Raw genomic sequence first — 15,404 nt, forward strand, 5'->3', positions numbered from 1 at the left:
GGCTGCGATTACTCCGGGACTAGCTGGTGAATCAGCGTATGCCCGGTGCCTGCGGGCACCAGTTTACCGTGCAGCCACGGCAGTACATTGTTCATTTGCGCTTCCAGTTTCCACGGCGGGTTAATCACAATCATACCGGAGGCGGTCATCCCGCGTTGATCGCTGTCCGGGCGTACGCCCAGCTCGATTTGCAGGATATTGCGGATACCAGTGGCTTCCAGATCGCGCAGCATGCGTTTTATCTGCTGGCGCAACACTACCGGATACCAGAGCGCGAACACGCCAGTGGCGAAACGTTTGTGCCCTTCGCTGATACCACTCACGACCGCCTGATAATCGGTTTTAATCTCATACGGCGGGTCGATAAGAATCAAACCACGGCGGGAGACCGGCGGCAGTTTGGCCTTCAGTTGCTGGTAACCGTCAGCGCGTTCAACACGGGCGCGGTTGTCTTTCTGGAACTCCTGGCGCAGCAACGGGAAATCGCTGGGGTGCAGTTCGGTGAGCTGCAGGCTGTCCTGTTCACGCAGCAACTGGCGGGCAATCAGCGGCGAACCCGGGTAATAACGCAACTGCTCGTTGCGGTTGAAATGGCGCACAGCGCTCATGTAAGGCTCCAGCTCCGCAGGCAAATCATCCTGTTGCCAGATACGCGCGATACCTTCCAGATATTCCCCGGTACGTTCCGCATGCTCGCCGGAGAGCAGATAACGCCCTGCGCCTGCGTGCGTGTCGAGATAGAGAAACGGTTTCTCTTTGTCTTTCAGCGCTTCAATGATCAGGCTCTGAACGGTGTGTTTAAGGACGTCGGCATGGTTGCCTGCGTGGAAGCTGTGGCGATAACTGAGCATGGATACTGGGATTCCGGAAAATAAACGAGGTTTGCCACAGTTTACCGCAGATTGCTCCGGATTACCGCAGGCGCGCCGCGCTTGTTTCAGGCCGTCGGAAAAGGTTTCAAAACATAACCGTGTCATAAAACGGTCAAATTGCGGCGCTAGCGTCGGCTGAAGACAAGGTAATTCTTTGAATAAAAGGGCAAAAAATGAAAATCCGTCTCACGCTGTTAACTGCCGCGCTGCTGCTGGCTCATCAAGCGATGGCAAATGATATTCCGCTGACTCAGGTGCGCGATATCGCCGATGCCACGACACCGGCAGCGGAGAGCCAGCCCTTTGTTGCGCTCGAAGCACAGTCGCTGGCAGCTCTGCGCCAGTCATTGCAGGGCGATGCGTCTCAACTCACTCGTACTCCGCTTGAACACGCGACCCAAACGGCAAAACAAGCCGATAATGCGTGGCTGAAAGCGCGGGGTTATGACTTCCGCACCAAAGAGAACCAGCAGGTGGGCATTGAACTGCTGTCGGGGTTTAACGCGCTGCCGAAACCGGTGCTGGATGCCAACCTGCAAACCGTTGAAGCGATCAACCGCGATGCCACGCGAGGTCTGCGTCGTCAGGCGCTGGCGGATGCCGAAGGTATTAGCTATCTCTATTTTCTGGCTGATGCGCTGGGGCCAAAGCTGGGAGAAGCCTTTCTTACGGCTTACGATAAAGGTGAGTTAGGCAAGGCGGCGGCGCTGATCAAAGCCAGCGAAGTCAGTACTGGTGTGGCGAAAAAACATTTCGATTACAAGCGCCCGTTTTTGATACCTGGAAACAGCATCCACCTGGTTCCGGACGACGTGGTGGTCAAAGATAACAAACCCTATACCGCAGACGGTGGCTCTTTTCCGAGCGGGCATACCAACACCGGTTATACCGATGCTTTGCTGATGGCGGAGATGATCCCGGAACGTTTTGACGCACTGCTGGCGCGCGGTGCGCGTTACGGTTATTCCCGCGTGGTGCTGGGCGTGCACTATCCGTTGGATGTTATCGGCTCGCGGATGGTAGCCGAGCGTAATGTTGCTCATTACCTCAATGATGCACAGTACCGTGCAATGTTCAATGAAGCGCGCGATCAGCTCCGCGCCGCGCTGGAAAAAGAGTGTGGCACAACGCTGGCGCAATGCGCACAGACCGCAGGAAAAGACGATCCTTATCGCGACCCGGCAATGCATGACTTTTACCGCTTCACCATGACCTACAACCTGCCACAGCAGAAAGGGGCGACGAAGGCGGTGAGCGTACCGGAAGGTGCTGACGTGCTGCTGGAGGCGGCCTTACCAAAACTCTCCGCCAGCCAGCGTCGCGCGTTGATGGTGAAAACCGCGCTTCCGGCAGGTTACCCGCTTTCCGGCGCGACCGATGAACAGAACTTCTGGCAGCGTCTGAATTTGTCGGCAGCTTACGACACGGCGCATAAAACCCGTTAAGGGTGATGTTGTATTCCGCCCGGCGAGCGCAATGCCGCCGGGTGTGTTGATGGTTGCTGCTTATTGCAGCAATACCCCGTTAAGCGCACCGCCTGGCATTGAAATCTCCTACACTTAACCCCATGCTAAACAACTACCTCATTCCAAGGACTGCGCATATGACCAATCCATTACTGACGCCTTTCGTATTACCGCCCTTTTCCAAAATCCTTCCTGAACATGTTGTTCCCGCCGTCACAAAGGCGCTGGAAGACTGCCGGGCTGCGGTAGAAAGCGTTGTCGCGCAGGGTGCCCCTTATAGCTGGGATAACCTCTGCCAGCCGCTGGCGGAAGTGGACGACCGCCTTGGGCGTCTTTTCTCGCCGGTCAGCCATCTGAATTCGGTGAAAAACAGCTCGGAGTTGCGTGAAGCCTATGAGCAGACGCTGCCGCTGCTGTCTGAGTACAGCACCTGGGTCGGGCAGCACGAAGGGTTGTATAACGCGTATCGCGATCTGCGCGATGGCGAGAATTACGCAGGTCTGAGCACCGCAGAGAAAAAAGCCGTGGATAACGCGCTGCGCGACTTTACCTTATCGGGCATCGGTCTGCCGAAAGAGAAACAGCAGCGTTATGGCGAAATCGCGGCGCGTTTGTCTGAACTGGGCAACATCTACAGCAACAACGTGCTGGACGCCACCATGGGCTGGAGCAAACTGATCACGGACGAAGCCGAGCTGTCTGGCATGCCGGAAAGTGCATTAGCGGCGGCGAAAGCGCAGGCGGAAGCCAAAGAGCAGCAGGGCTGGTTACTGACGCTGGATATCCCGAGCTATTTGCCAGTGATGACTTACTGCGACAACAGCGCGCTGCGTGAAGAGATGTATCGCGCTTACAGCACTCGCGCTTCTGACCAGGGGCCGAATGCCGGTAAGTGGGATAACAGCCCGGTCATGGCAGAGATCCTCGCGCTGCGTCATGAACTGGCGCAATTGCTGGGCTTCGAAAGCTATGCCTTTAAATCGTTGGCCACCAAAATGGCAGAAAACCCGGCGCAGGTGCTTGAGTTTTTAACCGATCTCGCCAAACGCGCCCGTCCGCAGGGGGAAAAAGAGTTGGCACAACTGCGCGCGTTCGCCAAAGCGGAGTTCGGCGTCGATGAACTGCAACCGTGGGACATTGGCTACTACAGCGAAAAACAGAAACAACACCTCTACAGCATCAGCGATGAACAACTGCGCCCGTACTTCCCGGAAGAACGCGCGGTTAATGGCTTGTTTGAAGTGGTGAAACGCATTTACGGCATCACCGCCAAAGAGCGCAAAGATATTGATGTCTGGCATCCGGATGTGCGTTTCTTTGAGCTGTATGACGAAAGCAATGAACTGCGCGGCAGCTTCTATCTCGATCTGTACGCCCGCGAACACAAACGCGGCGGTGCGTGGATGGATGACTGTGTGGGTCAGTTGCGCAGAGCCGACGGTTCACTGCAAAAGCCGGTGGCCTATCTCACCTGTAACTTTAACCGCCCGGTCAACGGCAAACCTGCACTGTTCACCCATGATGAAGTGATCACGTTGTTCCATGAGTTTGGGCACGGTTTGCATCATATGCTGACGCGTATTGAAACTGCCGGTGTCGCGGGCATCAGCGGTGTGCCGTGGGATGCGGTCGAATTACCGAGCCAGTTTATGGAAAACTGGTGCTGGGAGCCGGAAGCGCTGGCGTTTATCTCCGGCCATTATGAAACCGGTGAACCGTTACCGCAGGAATTGCTGGATAAAATGCTGGCGGCGAAAAACTACCAGGCGGCGATGTTTATTCTGCGTCAGCTTGAGTTTGGTCTGTTCGACTTCCGCCTGCATGCGGAGTTTAGTCCGGAACAAGGGGCGAAAATCCTTGAAACGCTGGCGGAAATCAAACGCCAGGTTGCTGTGGTGCCGGGGCCGTCGTGGGGCCGTTTCCCGCATGCGTTCAGCCATATTTTCGCCGGGGGGTACGCGGCGGGTTACTACAGCTACCTGTGGGCCGATGTGTTGGCAGCAGACGCGTATTCCCGCTTCGAAGAAGAGGGAATTTTCAATCGCGAAACCGGGCAGTCCTTCCTGGATAACATCCTTACCCGCGGCGGTTCGGAAGAGCCGATGGATCTGTTCAAACGCTTCCGCGGCCGTGAGCCGCAGATCGACGCGATGCTTGAGCATTACGGTATCGAAGGCTAATGCATTGAAAATCTGTTTGTTAGATGAAACAGGCGCCGGAGACGGCGCCTTATCTGTTCTTGCAGCCCGCTTTGGGCTGGAACAGGACGATGACAACCTGATGGCGCTGGTGCTGACGCCTGCGCATTTGGAACTGCGCAAGCGCGATGAGCCTAAGCTTGGCGGTATTTTTGTCGATTTTGTCGGCGGCGGCATGGCGCACCGGCGTAAGTTCGGCGGCGGTCGCGGTGAAGCGGTGGCCAAAGCGGTGGGTATCAAAGGCAGTTATTTGCCGGATGTGGTGGATGCCACCGCAGGGCTGGGACGGGATGCCTTTGTACTGGCATCTGTCGGTTGTCGGGTGCGCATGCTGGAGCGCAACCCGGTGGTGGCGGCCTTGCTGGAAGATGGTCTCAATCGCGGTTATGCGGATGCGGAAATTGGCTCATGGCTGCGCGAGCGTTTGCAGCTGATCCACGCCTCCAGCCTGACGGGGCTTGCAGATATCACGCCGCGCCCGCAGGTGGTCTATCTCGATCCGATGTTCCCGCATAAGCAAAAAAGCGCGCTGGTGAAGAAAGAGATGCGTGTGTTTCAGTCACTGGTTGGCCCGGATCTGGATGCCGATGGTTTGCTGGAGCCCGCGCGTCAGCTTGCCATTAAGCGGGTGGTGGTGAAACGCCCGGATTATGCGCCGCCGCTGGCGGGTGTCGCGACACAATCGGCGGTGGTGACCAAAAGTCATCGCTTTGACATCTACCCCGGTTCCGGGGAATAAAAAAGCCCGGCCGCATTGCGCGGGCCGGGCGGTATTCGCTCTAACGACAGTGCGTTAGCGAGGCATTAATCCTCTTCATCCCGCAGTGGGACAATCAGCATATCCACGTGAACGGTGTTGATCAGCTGACGCGCGGAAGACATCAGCTTGCTCCAGAAGTCCTGATGGTGACCACAGACCACCAGGTCCATATCGTATTTTTTGATCGCGTCTACCAGCACCTGCCCGAGGTCACCGCTGCCGCTCAGGGTTTCGGTAATCGGATAGCCTGCATTGGTGGAGAGATCGGTCAGCGCCTGGTGCGTTTCGTCGGAGATGCGTTTCTGCATATCGCCGAGGTTAACGTCGATCAGGCCTGTGTACAGATCGGAGTAATTTACATCGACATGAATCAGGGAAATCTTCGCGTTATAAGGACGCGCCATGGACACTGCTTTCTCAACCAGCAATTTACTTTCGGGGGAGAGATCAACAGCGATGAGGATGTGTTTGTAAGCCATAGTGTTACTCCTTCCATAAGTTGTCGATGACCATCGGGACAAAGCCCTGATGTGTGTGCACTGCGCCCGCATCCTGCGTATCACATAAGCGGGTAGCGCCCGGCCTTAAGGATCTCATTGTAGAAGATATTTCTACCTTATAACTCTCTTGCAGCACCGTCAATTAACCTGGATCACGATTCACTTAAGCCATATTTACAACCATATGCATTGATGATGATAACCTTGTGGCAAAAAAAGAATCCTTTCTCCTACACTATTAATAAACCGTACGGAAAACAGACGGTGTCCCACAGTTGTCCCGGCATGGATGCACGGTCAATTGCGGGACACCGCCTGTGCTGTCGCCCCGTTCGGCGTTGATAACACTCTTCATTGTCTGACTTGGTTGAGTATCCAGGAGCGGTCGTTGCGAAGCGGGTCTTCGTGGGCGAATCGCCGGGGAGGGGATATGGTGATCAGCACTGTTGCGCTGTTTTGGGCCTTGTGTGTCGTGTGTGTGGTTAACATGGTGCGTTATTACTCATCGTTGCGCGCACTGTTAGTGGTACTTCGAGGTTGTGACCCCTTACTCTATCAATATGTGGACGGCGGAGGCTTTTTCACTTCGCACGGTCAGCCGGGTAAACAGATGCGGTTGGTGTGGTACATCTACGCCCAGCGTTACCGCGATCATCATGACGAAGAGTTTATTCGCCGCTGCGAACGCGTACGCCGTCAGTTCATCCTGACCAGCGCGTTATGCGGGCTGGTAGTGGTGAGTTTGATTGCGCTGATGATTTGGCACTAAAGGCCGTGCTGTCGGGCGGCTATGCTTTCTCTGGCCTGCAGAAGCCGGATAAGTGACGGCGCATTGCCATTCTTGAGCCATAAAAAAACGGGCCAGTTTCCTGACCCGTTTTTGTCCTGCATCTGATTTGTTAAATCAGATGCAGCGCAATCCAGTACAACCCGCCGGACAGAATAATTGATGCTGGCAGAGTAAAGACCCAGGCCATCAGAATACTGGTGACGGTTTTGCGTTGCAGACCGCCGCCGTCGACAATCATTGTGCCGGCAACGGACGATGACAGCACATGCGTGGTGGAGACTGGCATCCCGGTATAACTCGCCAGACCGATAGAAACCGCTGCCGTCATCTGCGCGGACATCCCCTGCGCGTACGTCATGCCTTTTTTACCGATTTTCTCGCCGATCGTCGTTGCCACACGGCGCCAGCCAATCATCGTGCCCAGACCCAGTGCCAGCGCGACCGCCATAATGATCCAGATTGGCGCGTACTCAATGGTGCTCAGCATGTCGCTTTTCAGTTTCTTCAGCAGGCGCTGGTCGTCAACACTGACTTCCGGCTGCTTCGCCACTTTATCCGTAATATCGGAGAGGCAGAGCATAATGCGACGCAACTGGCTGCGCTGTTCAACCGGCAGTTTGTCGTAGCTTTCAACATTCGTCAGCATCGACTTCGCACGGTCCAGCGCGATAATGGCGCGACCAGGATGACAATGGAACTCACCGGGTTGTGTGGTCACTTCTTCCGGCGTTGGGATCAATGGATCCACACCCGTCGCTTTTTGCAGCAGCGCCGGGTGTTGCTGGAAATAGGATTCCACATTGTTTACGGCATCACGCGTACGGGTGATGTCATAACCGGATGCGTTCATATTCACCACAAAACCCGCAGGGGCGACGCCAATCAGCACCAGCATAATCAGGCCAATGCCTTTCTGACCATCGTTAGCGCCGTGGGAGAAGCTCACGCCAATGGCGGAGAGGATCAGCGCAATACGCGTCCAGAACGGCGGCTTTCTTTTGCCGTCGATTTTCTCGCGTTCAGCCGGGGTCATATGGATGCGCGCACGTTTTTTGGTGCTGCTCCAGTAGCGGCGCAGTATAAACACCAGTCCACCTGCGAACACCAGGCCGACGATCGGGGAAACGATCAGCGACGCGAAGATATTCAGCACTTTCGGGATGTTTAATGCATCAACGACTGACGTGCCGGTCATCAATGCATTGGTTAACCCAATGCCGATAATCGCGCCAATCAAGGTGTGGGAGCTGGAAGCAGGCAGACCGAAATACCAGGTGCCCAGGTTCCAGATAATCGCGGCCAACAGCATGGAAAAGACCATTGCCAGACCGTGCGCAGAGCTGACATTTAGCAGCAGATCGGTTGGCAGCATATGCACAATTGCATACGCGACGCTTAACCCGCCCAGCAAAACGCCGAAGAAGTTAAACACCGCTGCCATCACCACCGCCAGCTGAGAGCGCATAGCGCGTGTATAAATCACGGTTGCCACGGCGTTTGCTGTGTCGTGGAAGCCGTTAATCGCTTCGTAAAACAGAACAAAAACCAGAGCAAGCAAGAGTAACAGCCCGGTATGAAGATCCAGGCCGGCAAACAAATGTAACATAAGCCGTTACGCCATTTTGAGGACATGAACGCGGCGCATTATCAGGGACATTGCCAGTGCGGGCAAAGTGAAATATGTATTTTTTTTGACATTATTTCTTACAAAGCCCTTAAATCTTTAAAATATCTTATATTTTTCAACGTCATCATCTTGCTGTGCGTATTCGCGCTGGTGCGACCAGCATGATCTCTTTACAATCCGCCACGATCTTTAAATGAGGAAACGGGTGTGGAAAGGTTTGATGCCATTGTTATCGGCGCCGGTGCGGCGGGAATGTTCTGTGCGGCTCTGGCAGGGCAGGCGGGCTGCCGCGTCTTGCTACTGGATAACGGCAAAAAACCAGGCCGTAAGATCCTGATGTCCGGCGGCGGGCGCTGCAACTTTACCAACCTTTATGTGGAGCCCGCGGCCTATTTGAGTCAGAACCCGCATTTTTGCAAATCTGCGCTGGCGCGCTATACCCAGTGGGATTTTATCGACCTGGTGGGCAAGCACGGTATTGCCTGGCATGAGAAGACGCTCGGGCAGTTGTTCTGCGACGACTCTGCGCAGCAGATTGTCGATATGCTGGTCGCTGAGTGTGAGAAAGGCAACGTCACGCTTCGCCTGCGCAGTGAAGTGTTGAGCGTGGAGCGCAACGAGGAGGGTTATACGCTGCAACTGAATGGTGCGAGCGTACAGGCGGCGAAACTGGTTATCGCGTCCGGTGGTTTATCGATGCCAGGGCTGGGCGCGTCGCCGTTTGGTTATAAAGTTGCCGAACAGTTCGGCTTAAAGGTGTTACCTACCCGTGCGGGCCTGGTGCCGTTTACCCTGCACAAACCGCTCCTTGAGCAGATGCAGACGCTTTCTGGCGTATCAGTGCCGTCCGTGATCACTGCCGAAGACGGGACGGTTTTTCGCGAAAACCTGCTGTTTACGCACCGCGGCCTGTCGGGTCCGGCGATCCTGCAAATTTCCAGCTACTGGCAACCAGGTGAGTTCGTCAGCATTAATCTGCTGCCGGAGTGCGAACTGGCAAGCTTCCTCGATCAGCAACGCGATGTGCACCCGAATCAAAGCCTGAAAAATACCCTCGCCATGCAGTTGCCGAAACGGTTAGTGGAATGCCTGCAACAGCTGGGGCAGATCCCGGATGTGACGTTAAAGCAGCTTAATGCCCGCGAGCAGACAACGCTGGTCGATACGCTTACCTGCTGGCGCGTACAGCCAAACGGCACCGAAGGTTACCGCACGGCGGAAGTGACGCTGGGCGGGGTGGATACCAACGAATTGTCGTCACGTACTATGGAGGCCCGCAATGTACCGGGGCTTTATTTTATTGGCGAAGTCATGGATGTTACCGGCTGGCTGGGCGGCTATAACTTCCAGTGGGCGTGGTCCAGCGCAGCGGCATGCGCACAGGCACTGGCGGCTGTTGAAGGATAAAAAAGCAGACTCTTCTCTGAGGTGTTAAACACGCTCAGAGAAGAGCCAGGCGGCTTATACTGTGCCTGCCGGGACAAGGGGGCTGCCAGGGTAAGGTTTATCCGCACTCAGATTGTATTTATCAACCGTGTCGAACATTTCTGCGAACAGGCCATCATCTTTTTTGGCCCAGAACGTTTCCAGATCATCCCCTCCCCATATCTCATGGGTATGGCAGGTAAATTCGAGGAGCCCTGTATCGTGCGGTGTGAAATCGATACGCTTCGTCTCGTTCTCGGCGATGATATGTTGATAAAAAAGCACCATTTTGCAATCGCGGCCTTGCGTGTTGTAGAAGGTAAGAAATTCATTTAAATGCGCCCGTAAAAGAGCAAGATCTGAGTTCTCTGTTATTCTGTGATGATAAAGAAAAACAAAGTTTTTATTCCCACGGTATTGTAACTGACGGCTGATTCGTCGTTGGAAAGCGCGGTTATCCTCTTTAATTCTGAGCGGGTCATGATGTGTGAATTCAAACCCCAACATATGTCTTTCGCTGTATTGGCCCACACAGTTTTTATAAAACGTCGAGCGCACCACAGAATGCTGACCATCGGGAAAATGTTGCAGATGCTCTTTCTTCAGCAGATTCCGGTAATTATCTTTTTCCATCTGAATAATATATTCTATATTTGATCGTCCGGAGGAAAAAACAGAGCTGAATGATTTTCTGTTATGTCGCCGGAGAATATCGTCAGGAAGGCAATTTTCACCCAATGAAATCCAACTTACTTCCGAACTAAAACTATTTCGATATTTCCATTTCTTATGCAGGTTGGTAATTGTCCGTTTCAGCGATTTAAGGTGATCTCTCACACAGTGTTCAATGGCTTCGCCTTTCATTAAGGGCACCTCATGTTGTATTACACCATTCCAAATGACGTGACGGAGAACCTCATCACGCCTGAGTTTTTTGTTGTTTTATTCCCCGTATTCGTACAGGTATGTCGTGCGAATAGAGGTTGTTAATGTGCGTTTTCTCTGCACAACAGGCTCGAAGCCTGCAAAACATGGCCATAAAAGAAATACATCCCCTTAAGAAAGGGGTTTATGCGCATCGCAGCGTTCTGATTGCCCAAAAATAGAGGCTTCTCAACAAATAATGACGTCGCGCTATGACCGCGACAGTGTATTTATTGGCATCGTTTTGGCAGATATGGCTTTCCTGAAGAGGCATGTTTGCTCGCTTAGCGGCAAACTTTTCAGGTGAATAACGGTCTCTGTGGATATATCGCTTATGTCCGGGACGGTGTTTTCTCTTCGGACAAACCTCAGCATAAAATTGTAAGAATGCTGTCGATAAAAAAGCGATCTGATACAGCGACTCATTCCTCGTTACATATTTTACGCTTTGTAATGGATTTACCCCTCATCAGGAAAATCCCAAAATGTTCTGAGTGGGGCGGTTTGCGAGGAAATACATTTATTTATGGAGGGTCAGGGTGCGTAAATGCGTAGCGATCCCCCAGCGGAGCGTAATACATTGACCTTCCGTCATTTCGAAAACGGAATAGCTTGCGTTTGGCTGAGCATAACGGGAGAAATTATCGATATTCCCTTCCTTAAGCAGAGCAAGAACGCCCTGGCTGACCTGCCCGTGCGTAACAATACAGAGCGTCTGGTGCGCCGTTGTCTGTTGTTGCTGCTGTATAAAATCGATAATGCGTTGGGAAGCATGCGCCAGAGACTCGCCGCCGGGTGGGCAAAACGTGGCGTCTTTTGCAAATAACGCCTCTGCCTCATAGGGATGTTCGTCACGCAATAGCGCTGATGGCATCCCTTCGTAGTGGCCGAATGCCTGCTCTTTCAATGCCGTGTGTGCCACCAGTGGGCAGTCGAAATGTCCCGCCAATGCTTGTCCCATCTGCCATGCACGGCCCAGAGGGGATGCATAAACACACGCAATGGGATAAGAGGCTAACGCTGCCAGTAATGCCGACGTTTCCTGCGCGCCGCGTACCGTCAGGGGACTATCCTTGTGTCCCTGAATAATACCGCGTTGGTTCCATTCTGTTTCAGCGTGGCGTACCAGTAGCACTTTCATTGTGAGGTATTGTTCCAGTAATCGGGTGGGGTATGACTTACCGTTGCGTGGAGGGTTCAGCCAGTGACTGCATCAACAGCCATGCGCTGACAGAGAGAAACCAACGCATGGCAACGATGATATTCAGATGATATTTAATAGCGACGTAAGGCACTTAATTTCTGTAACTGATGACCGAGACCGTCAAAGTTCTCTTCCCGCAGCCAGGCGGTGATCATTGAAGCTATCCCTGGCCACTCTTTTCGGGTGATAGAAAAAACGGCGATATCCGTCGAATGCCCTTTGCGGACTTTTTTATCCCGCAATACACCTTCTTTGACAAAGCCGATCCTCTCCGCCGAGCGGGTGCCCTCAGCGTTATAGATACTGGTGCGCCATTCGCATCTGCGATACTTCAGGTTGTCGAAAAAGTAAGCAAGAATAAGATAAAGTGATTCAGTACTGGAACGTGTGCGTTTCATTAATGGCGTCCAGTTAATTTCGGATATATCGAAAGAGCCATTGTCCGGATCCACTTTACCGATATAAAAGATGCCTTTTACTTGATCGTCTTTTTGATCCTGCACCGAAAAATAATATCTTTCTTTATGTGCAATTAACTCTCTTAACCAGGCATAACAAGCAGCTTTATCTTTCGGTCTGTCTCCTTCAAGGTAGGTCCAGTCCCGTTCATCTTCAATGCTGTGCCATTCAGGAAACAAATCTTCAGCATGGTCGATGGCTAAGGGTATGACGTTGCAGTAAAGCCCGCGAAGGCTGACTTTTTCCGGCATTTCCCGGGTTGTCCACTCGGGCAATTCCGGGCCAATTCTTTGCCCAAACTGGTTATAACTTTCCATGACTCCCTCCATAAATGACCAGTTTAATTTCGCTTAAACGTAATTAAATGGTTATTAACTATCAGTAGGGCTTATGCGATGGATATATAAAAAGAACGTGCATATAGCCAGGGTAATAATAAATGTGAAAACGTATAAAAAACTTATACTGCCTTTCAGCCGTGCCGTCTAATATTTGCGATGAAATTGCGATAATACTCGCGAAACAATGCGTCAGGACGCAGAATCGGGGTTTTGGCATCTTACTGACCCTATCCAAAACACGCCTTTTTGCGGGTTAAAATTTATCTTATGTTGCCGTTTTGATTATTCATTGTGCTTAACCCACTAAAAACGTGAATTTTTTTCAGGTTTACCACCCTGGATTAGGATTATTCCTGGCATTTATTTAGCGGAGAAAACAGACAATAATGATCTTTTGATTTACGGATTTCGTGCGGTAGCTTTACCCGGATATCGCAACATTAAACTCAAGAACGGAGCCCGGAGCGGCATCCGTCTTTATGTCAGGATTCGATTTATGAGTAATCGTATTGCTGTTCAGTTACCTGTCGAAGGACTGCTTTTCTGGAAACTTTCTGGTCGGGAAGCGTTATCCGAGTCATTTGCTTTTAACCTGCAATTGCTTGGCACCGATGCGCGAATGGATCGCAGCACACTGCTCGGCAAACCGGTTACCGTCACCATTCCTACACAGGGCCTGACTGGCCCCCGCTATCTTAATGGCAAAATTACCCGTGTGGCGGTGAGTGCCGTTGAACTAAGTGGTACGCGTTATGCGGTTTATCAGCTTACTGTTGAACCTGATCTCTGGCCGATGAAGCGCGACCGCAACCTGCGCATTTTCCAGGAACAAACGGTACCGCAGATCGTCAAAACGTTGCTTGGCGAGTATCAGGTCAATATTGAAGACAAGCTGAGCGGCAGTTACCGCACCTGGGAATACTGCGTGCAGTACCAGGAGAGCAGTTTTGATTTCATCAGCCGTCTGATGGAGCTTGAAGGGATTACCTATCACTTCCGCCACGAGGCGGACAAACATACGCTGGTGTTGACGGATGCCGCGACCCAGCATCAACCGTTCAGCGGTTACGAATCCATTCCTTACCATCAGACCCCGTCCGGCGGCAGCACCGACGAAGAGGGTATCAGTCAGTGGGCGCTGGAAGACAGCGTCACGCCGGGATTGTACAGCCTGGACGATTACGATTTCCGTAAGCCGAACGCCTGGCTTTTCCAGGCGCGGCAAAACCCCAATTCGCCGTCTCCTGGTGCCATTGATGTCTATGACTGGCCTGGCCGTTTTGTTGAACACGGGCATGGTGAGTTTTACGCCCGCATTCGTCAGGAGCGTTGGCAGGTTGAGCACCAGCAGATCGAAGGCACCGCAACGGCGATCGGTATTGCGCCGGGCAGTACATTCCAGTTGACCAATGCCGCGTTTTTTAACGACAACGGCGAGTACCTGGTCACCGCTGCCTGGTACAACTTTGAAGAGAATCGCTATGCCAGCGGCGCGGACAGCGAAACTATCCACCGTATCGATTTTAGCGTGATCCCCTCTTCGGTCGTTTTCCGCCCACCGCAGCAAACCGCATGGCCGCGCACTTATGGTCCGCAGACGGCAAAAGTGGTCGGTCCGCAGGGCGAGAGCATCTGGACTGACCGTTATGGTCGGGTAAAAGTGAAGTTTCATTGGGACAGACTGGCAAAAGGTGATGACACCAGCTCCTGCTGGGTGCGCGTCTCCAGTGCATGGGCCGGGCAGGGCTTCGGTGGCGTGCAGATTCCACGTGTGGGCGATGAAGTGGTGATCGACTTTATCAACGGCGATCCGGACAGGCCCATTATCACCGGGCGCGTATATAACGAAGCCAGTATGCCGCCGTGGGCACTACCGGCTGCCGCCACGCAGATGGGGTTCCTCAGCCGTTCGAAAGATGGCTCCGTTGACAACGCCAACGCCCTGCGTTTTGAAGATAAGGCGGGTGAAGAGCAGGTGTGGATCCAGGCCGAACGCAATATGGATACTCACGTTAAAAACGATGAGACCCACAGCGTTGGCGGCTCACGGACGGTCAGCGTTGCGCAGGATTACACCGGTTCGGTGGCGGGCTCGCACACCCAGGCGACACAGTTTGCACACGGGGAACTGGTGGGCGGCGGGTTTACACAGAAAGTCCAGGGCGGGTTGCTACAGGCCTCGGACACTAGCATCACATTAGTCAGCGGCTATTCGTCGCTCACGCTGAACGCCAACGGTACGGTGGAGCTCAAGTGCAATGACTTTCTTATCGAAGCGGGCGGACACGGCGTGATTAACACCGGCGGTCTGCTGGATCTGAATCTCTCTGAAGCCAAGCCCGCAACCCAGGCGTCGCCCACGCCGTCAGAAATCCAGGCTGCCGTGAAACAAGCATTTAATCAAGGGACGGATAAATAATGACGACAACGCAGTTTGCACTGTCCGAAGGTGAGCTTAATCTGCCGGGCGCGTACCAGGATCGCAGTATTAACTTATTGAAATTCAACGAGTATGACGCAACGCTGGCGATCACCCGGGCATGGGATATTCAGCCTGGTGCAGAAGAAACATTCATTAAGCAGCAACTGGCGAAAGTGCAGCGCAGCATGAAAAAGGTCACGATGGGCGAAGTGGAAGACAGCACCATCGCTGGTCAGCCTGCCCGCGAGGTGGCGCTGCGTTTCTTAAACCAGAGCACGATGGTGTATGAAAAACTCGCGATCACCCGCGTAGAAGACCATCTGCTGGTGCTGACGCTCAGCCGTACTGCGCCTTTCGATGCCGATGCTGATGCATTCTGGGCGTCTATCAGAACGGGTTTACAGCTGAGGGCGTAA

The 15,404-nt window shown here is 53.2% G+C and carries 13 protein-coding genes; 7 read left to right on the forward strand and 6 right to left on the reverse strand.

What is annotated here, in order from left to right:
* Positions 1 to 8: 8 nt before the first annotated feature.
* On the reverse strand, positions 9 to 851 hold the full coding sequence (locus O9K67_RS01165; protein ID WP_061492652.1) for a 23S rRNA (adenine(2030)-N(6))-methyltransferase RlmJ: 843 nt from the start codon (positions 849 to 851) through the stop codon (positions 9 to 11).
* 194 nt (positions 852 to 1,045) lie between these two features.
* Here O9K67_RS01165 and O9K67_RS01170 point away from each other — a divergent pair, with 194 nt between their 5' ends.
* The 3 genes from O9K67_RS01170 (at position 1,046) to rsmJ (ending at position 5,275) form a co-directional block, all read left to right on the forward strand.
* A complete protein-coding gene (locus O9K67_RS01170) occupies positions 1,046 to 2,317 on the forward strand; it encodes an acid phosphatase (RefSeq protein ID WP_061492654.1) in 1,272 nt (423 codons plus the stop codon).
* Between the two features lie 158 nt (positions 2,318 to 2,475).
* Positions 2,476 to 4,518: an oligopeptidase A gene (gene prlC, locus O9K67_RS01175; RefSeq protein WP_061492656.1), complete on the forward strand. Its 2,043-nt coding sequence runs from the start codon at positions 2,476 to 2,478 to the stop codon at positions 4,516 to 4,518.
* A gap of 4 nt (positions 4,519 to 4,522) precedes the next feature.
* A complete protein-coding gene (gene rsmJ, locus O9K67_RS01180) occupies positions 4,523 to 5,275 on the forward strand; it encodes a 16S rRNA (guanine(1516)-N(2))-methyltransferase RsmJ (protein ID WP_061492658.1) in 753 nt (250 codons plus the stop codon).
* A gap of 65 nt (positions 5,276 to 5,340) precedes the next feature.
* Here the strand turns inward: rsmJ and uspA are convergent, their stop codons facing one another.
* On the reverse strand, positions 5,341 to 5,775 hold the full coding sequence (uspA, locus tag O9K67_RS01185; RefSeq protein WP_061492660.1) for a universal stress protein UspA: 435 nt from the start codon (positions 5,773 to 5,775) through the stop codon (positions 5,341 to 5,343).
* 454 nt (positions 5,776 to 6,229) lie between these two features.
* Between uspA and uspB the strand changes: the two genes are divergently transcribed.
* Positions 6,230 to 6,565 carry a universal stress protein UspB gene (gene uspB / locus O9K67_RS01190; protein WP_061499696.1) on the forward strand — a complete coding sequence of 112 codons (336 nt, stop codon included), beginning with the start codon at positions 6,230 to 6,232 and terminating at the stop codon, positions 6,563 to 6,565.
* A gap of 130 nt (positions 6,566 to 6,695) precedes the next feature.
* Here the strand turns inward: uspB and pitA are convergent, their stop codons facing one another.
* Positions 6,696 to 8,192, reverse strand: a complete 1,497-nt coding sequence (gene pitA, locus O9K67_RS01195) for an inorganic phosphate transporter PitA (protein WP_061492662.1) — start codon at positions 8,190 to 8,192, stop codon at positions 6,696 to 6,698.
* 228 nt (positions 8,193 to 8,420) lie between these two features.
* Between pitA and O9K67_RS01200 the strand changes: the two genes are divergently transcribed.
* A complete protein-coding gene (locus tag O9K67_RS01200) occupies positions 8,421 to 9,620 on the forward strand; it encodes a BaiN/RdsA family NAD(P)/FAD-dependent oxidoreductase (RefSeq protein WP_061492664.1) in 1,200 nt (399 codons plus the stop codon).
* A 54-nt stretch (positions 9,621 to 9,674) separates the two neighbouring features.
* Here O9K67_RS01200 and O9K67_RS01205 read toward each other — a convergent pair whose 3' ends face one another.
* The 3 genes from O9K67_RS01205 to O9K67_RS01215 form a co-directional block, all read right to left on the reverse strand.
* Positions 9,675 to 10,502, reverse strand: coding sequence for a DUF1796 family putative cysteine peptidase (locus tag O9K67_RS01205; protein ID WP_061492666.1), 828 nt, complete (start codon positions 10,500 to 10,502; stop codon positions 9,675 to 9,677).
* A 580-nt stretch (positions 10,503 to 11,082) separates the two neighbouring features.
* On the reverse strand, positions 11,083 to 11,703 hold the full coding sequence (locus O9K67_RS01210; protein WP_061492669.1) for a histidine phosphatase family protein: 621 nt from the start codon (positions 11,701 to 11,703) through the stop codon (positions 11,083 to 11,085).
* Positions 11,704 to 11,837: 134 nt separating this feature from the next.
* Positions 11,838 to 12,542 carry a GNAT family N-acetyltransferase gene (locus tag O9K67_RS01215; RefSeq protein ID WP_061492671.1) on the reverse strand — a complete coding sequence of 235 codons (705 nt, stop codon included), beginning with the start codon at positions 12,540 to 12,542 and terminating at the stop codon, positions 11,838 to 11,840.
* Positions 12,543 to 13,062: 520 nt separating this feature from the next.
* Here O9K67_RS01215 and O9K67_RS01220 point away from each other — a divergent pair.
* Complete coding sequence (locus O9K67_RS01220; protein WP_061492673.1) at positions 13,063 to 14,985, forward strand: type VI secretion system Vgr family protein; 1,923 nt, start codon at positions 13,063 to 13,065, stop codon at positions 14,983 to 14,985.
* Positions 14,985 to 15,404, forward strand: a complete 420-nt coding sequence (locus O9K67_RS01225; RefSeq protein WP_061492675.1) for a DcrB-related protein — start codon at positions 14,985 to 14,987, stop codon at positions 15,402 to 15,404. Before O9K67_RS01220 ends, O9K67_RS01225 begins: the two co-directional genes overlap by 1 nt.

It is taken from the genome of Kosakonia oryzendophytica (assembly GCF_027886705.1).
Lineage (GTDB): Bacteria > Pseudomonadota > Gammaproteobacteria > Enterobacterales > Enterobacteriaceae > Kosakonia > Kosakonia oryzendophytica.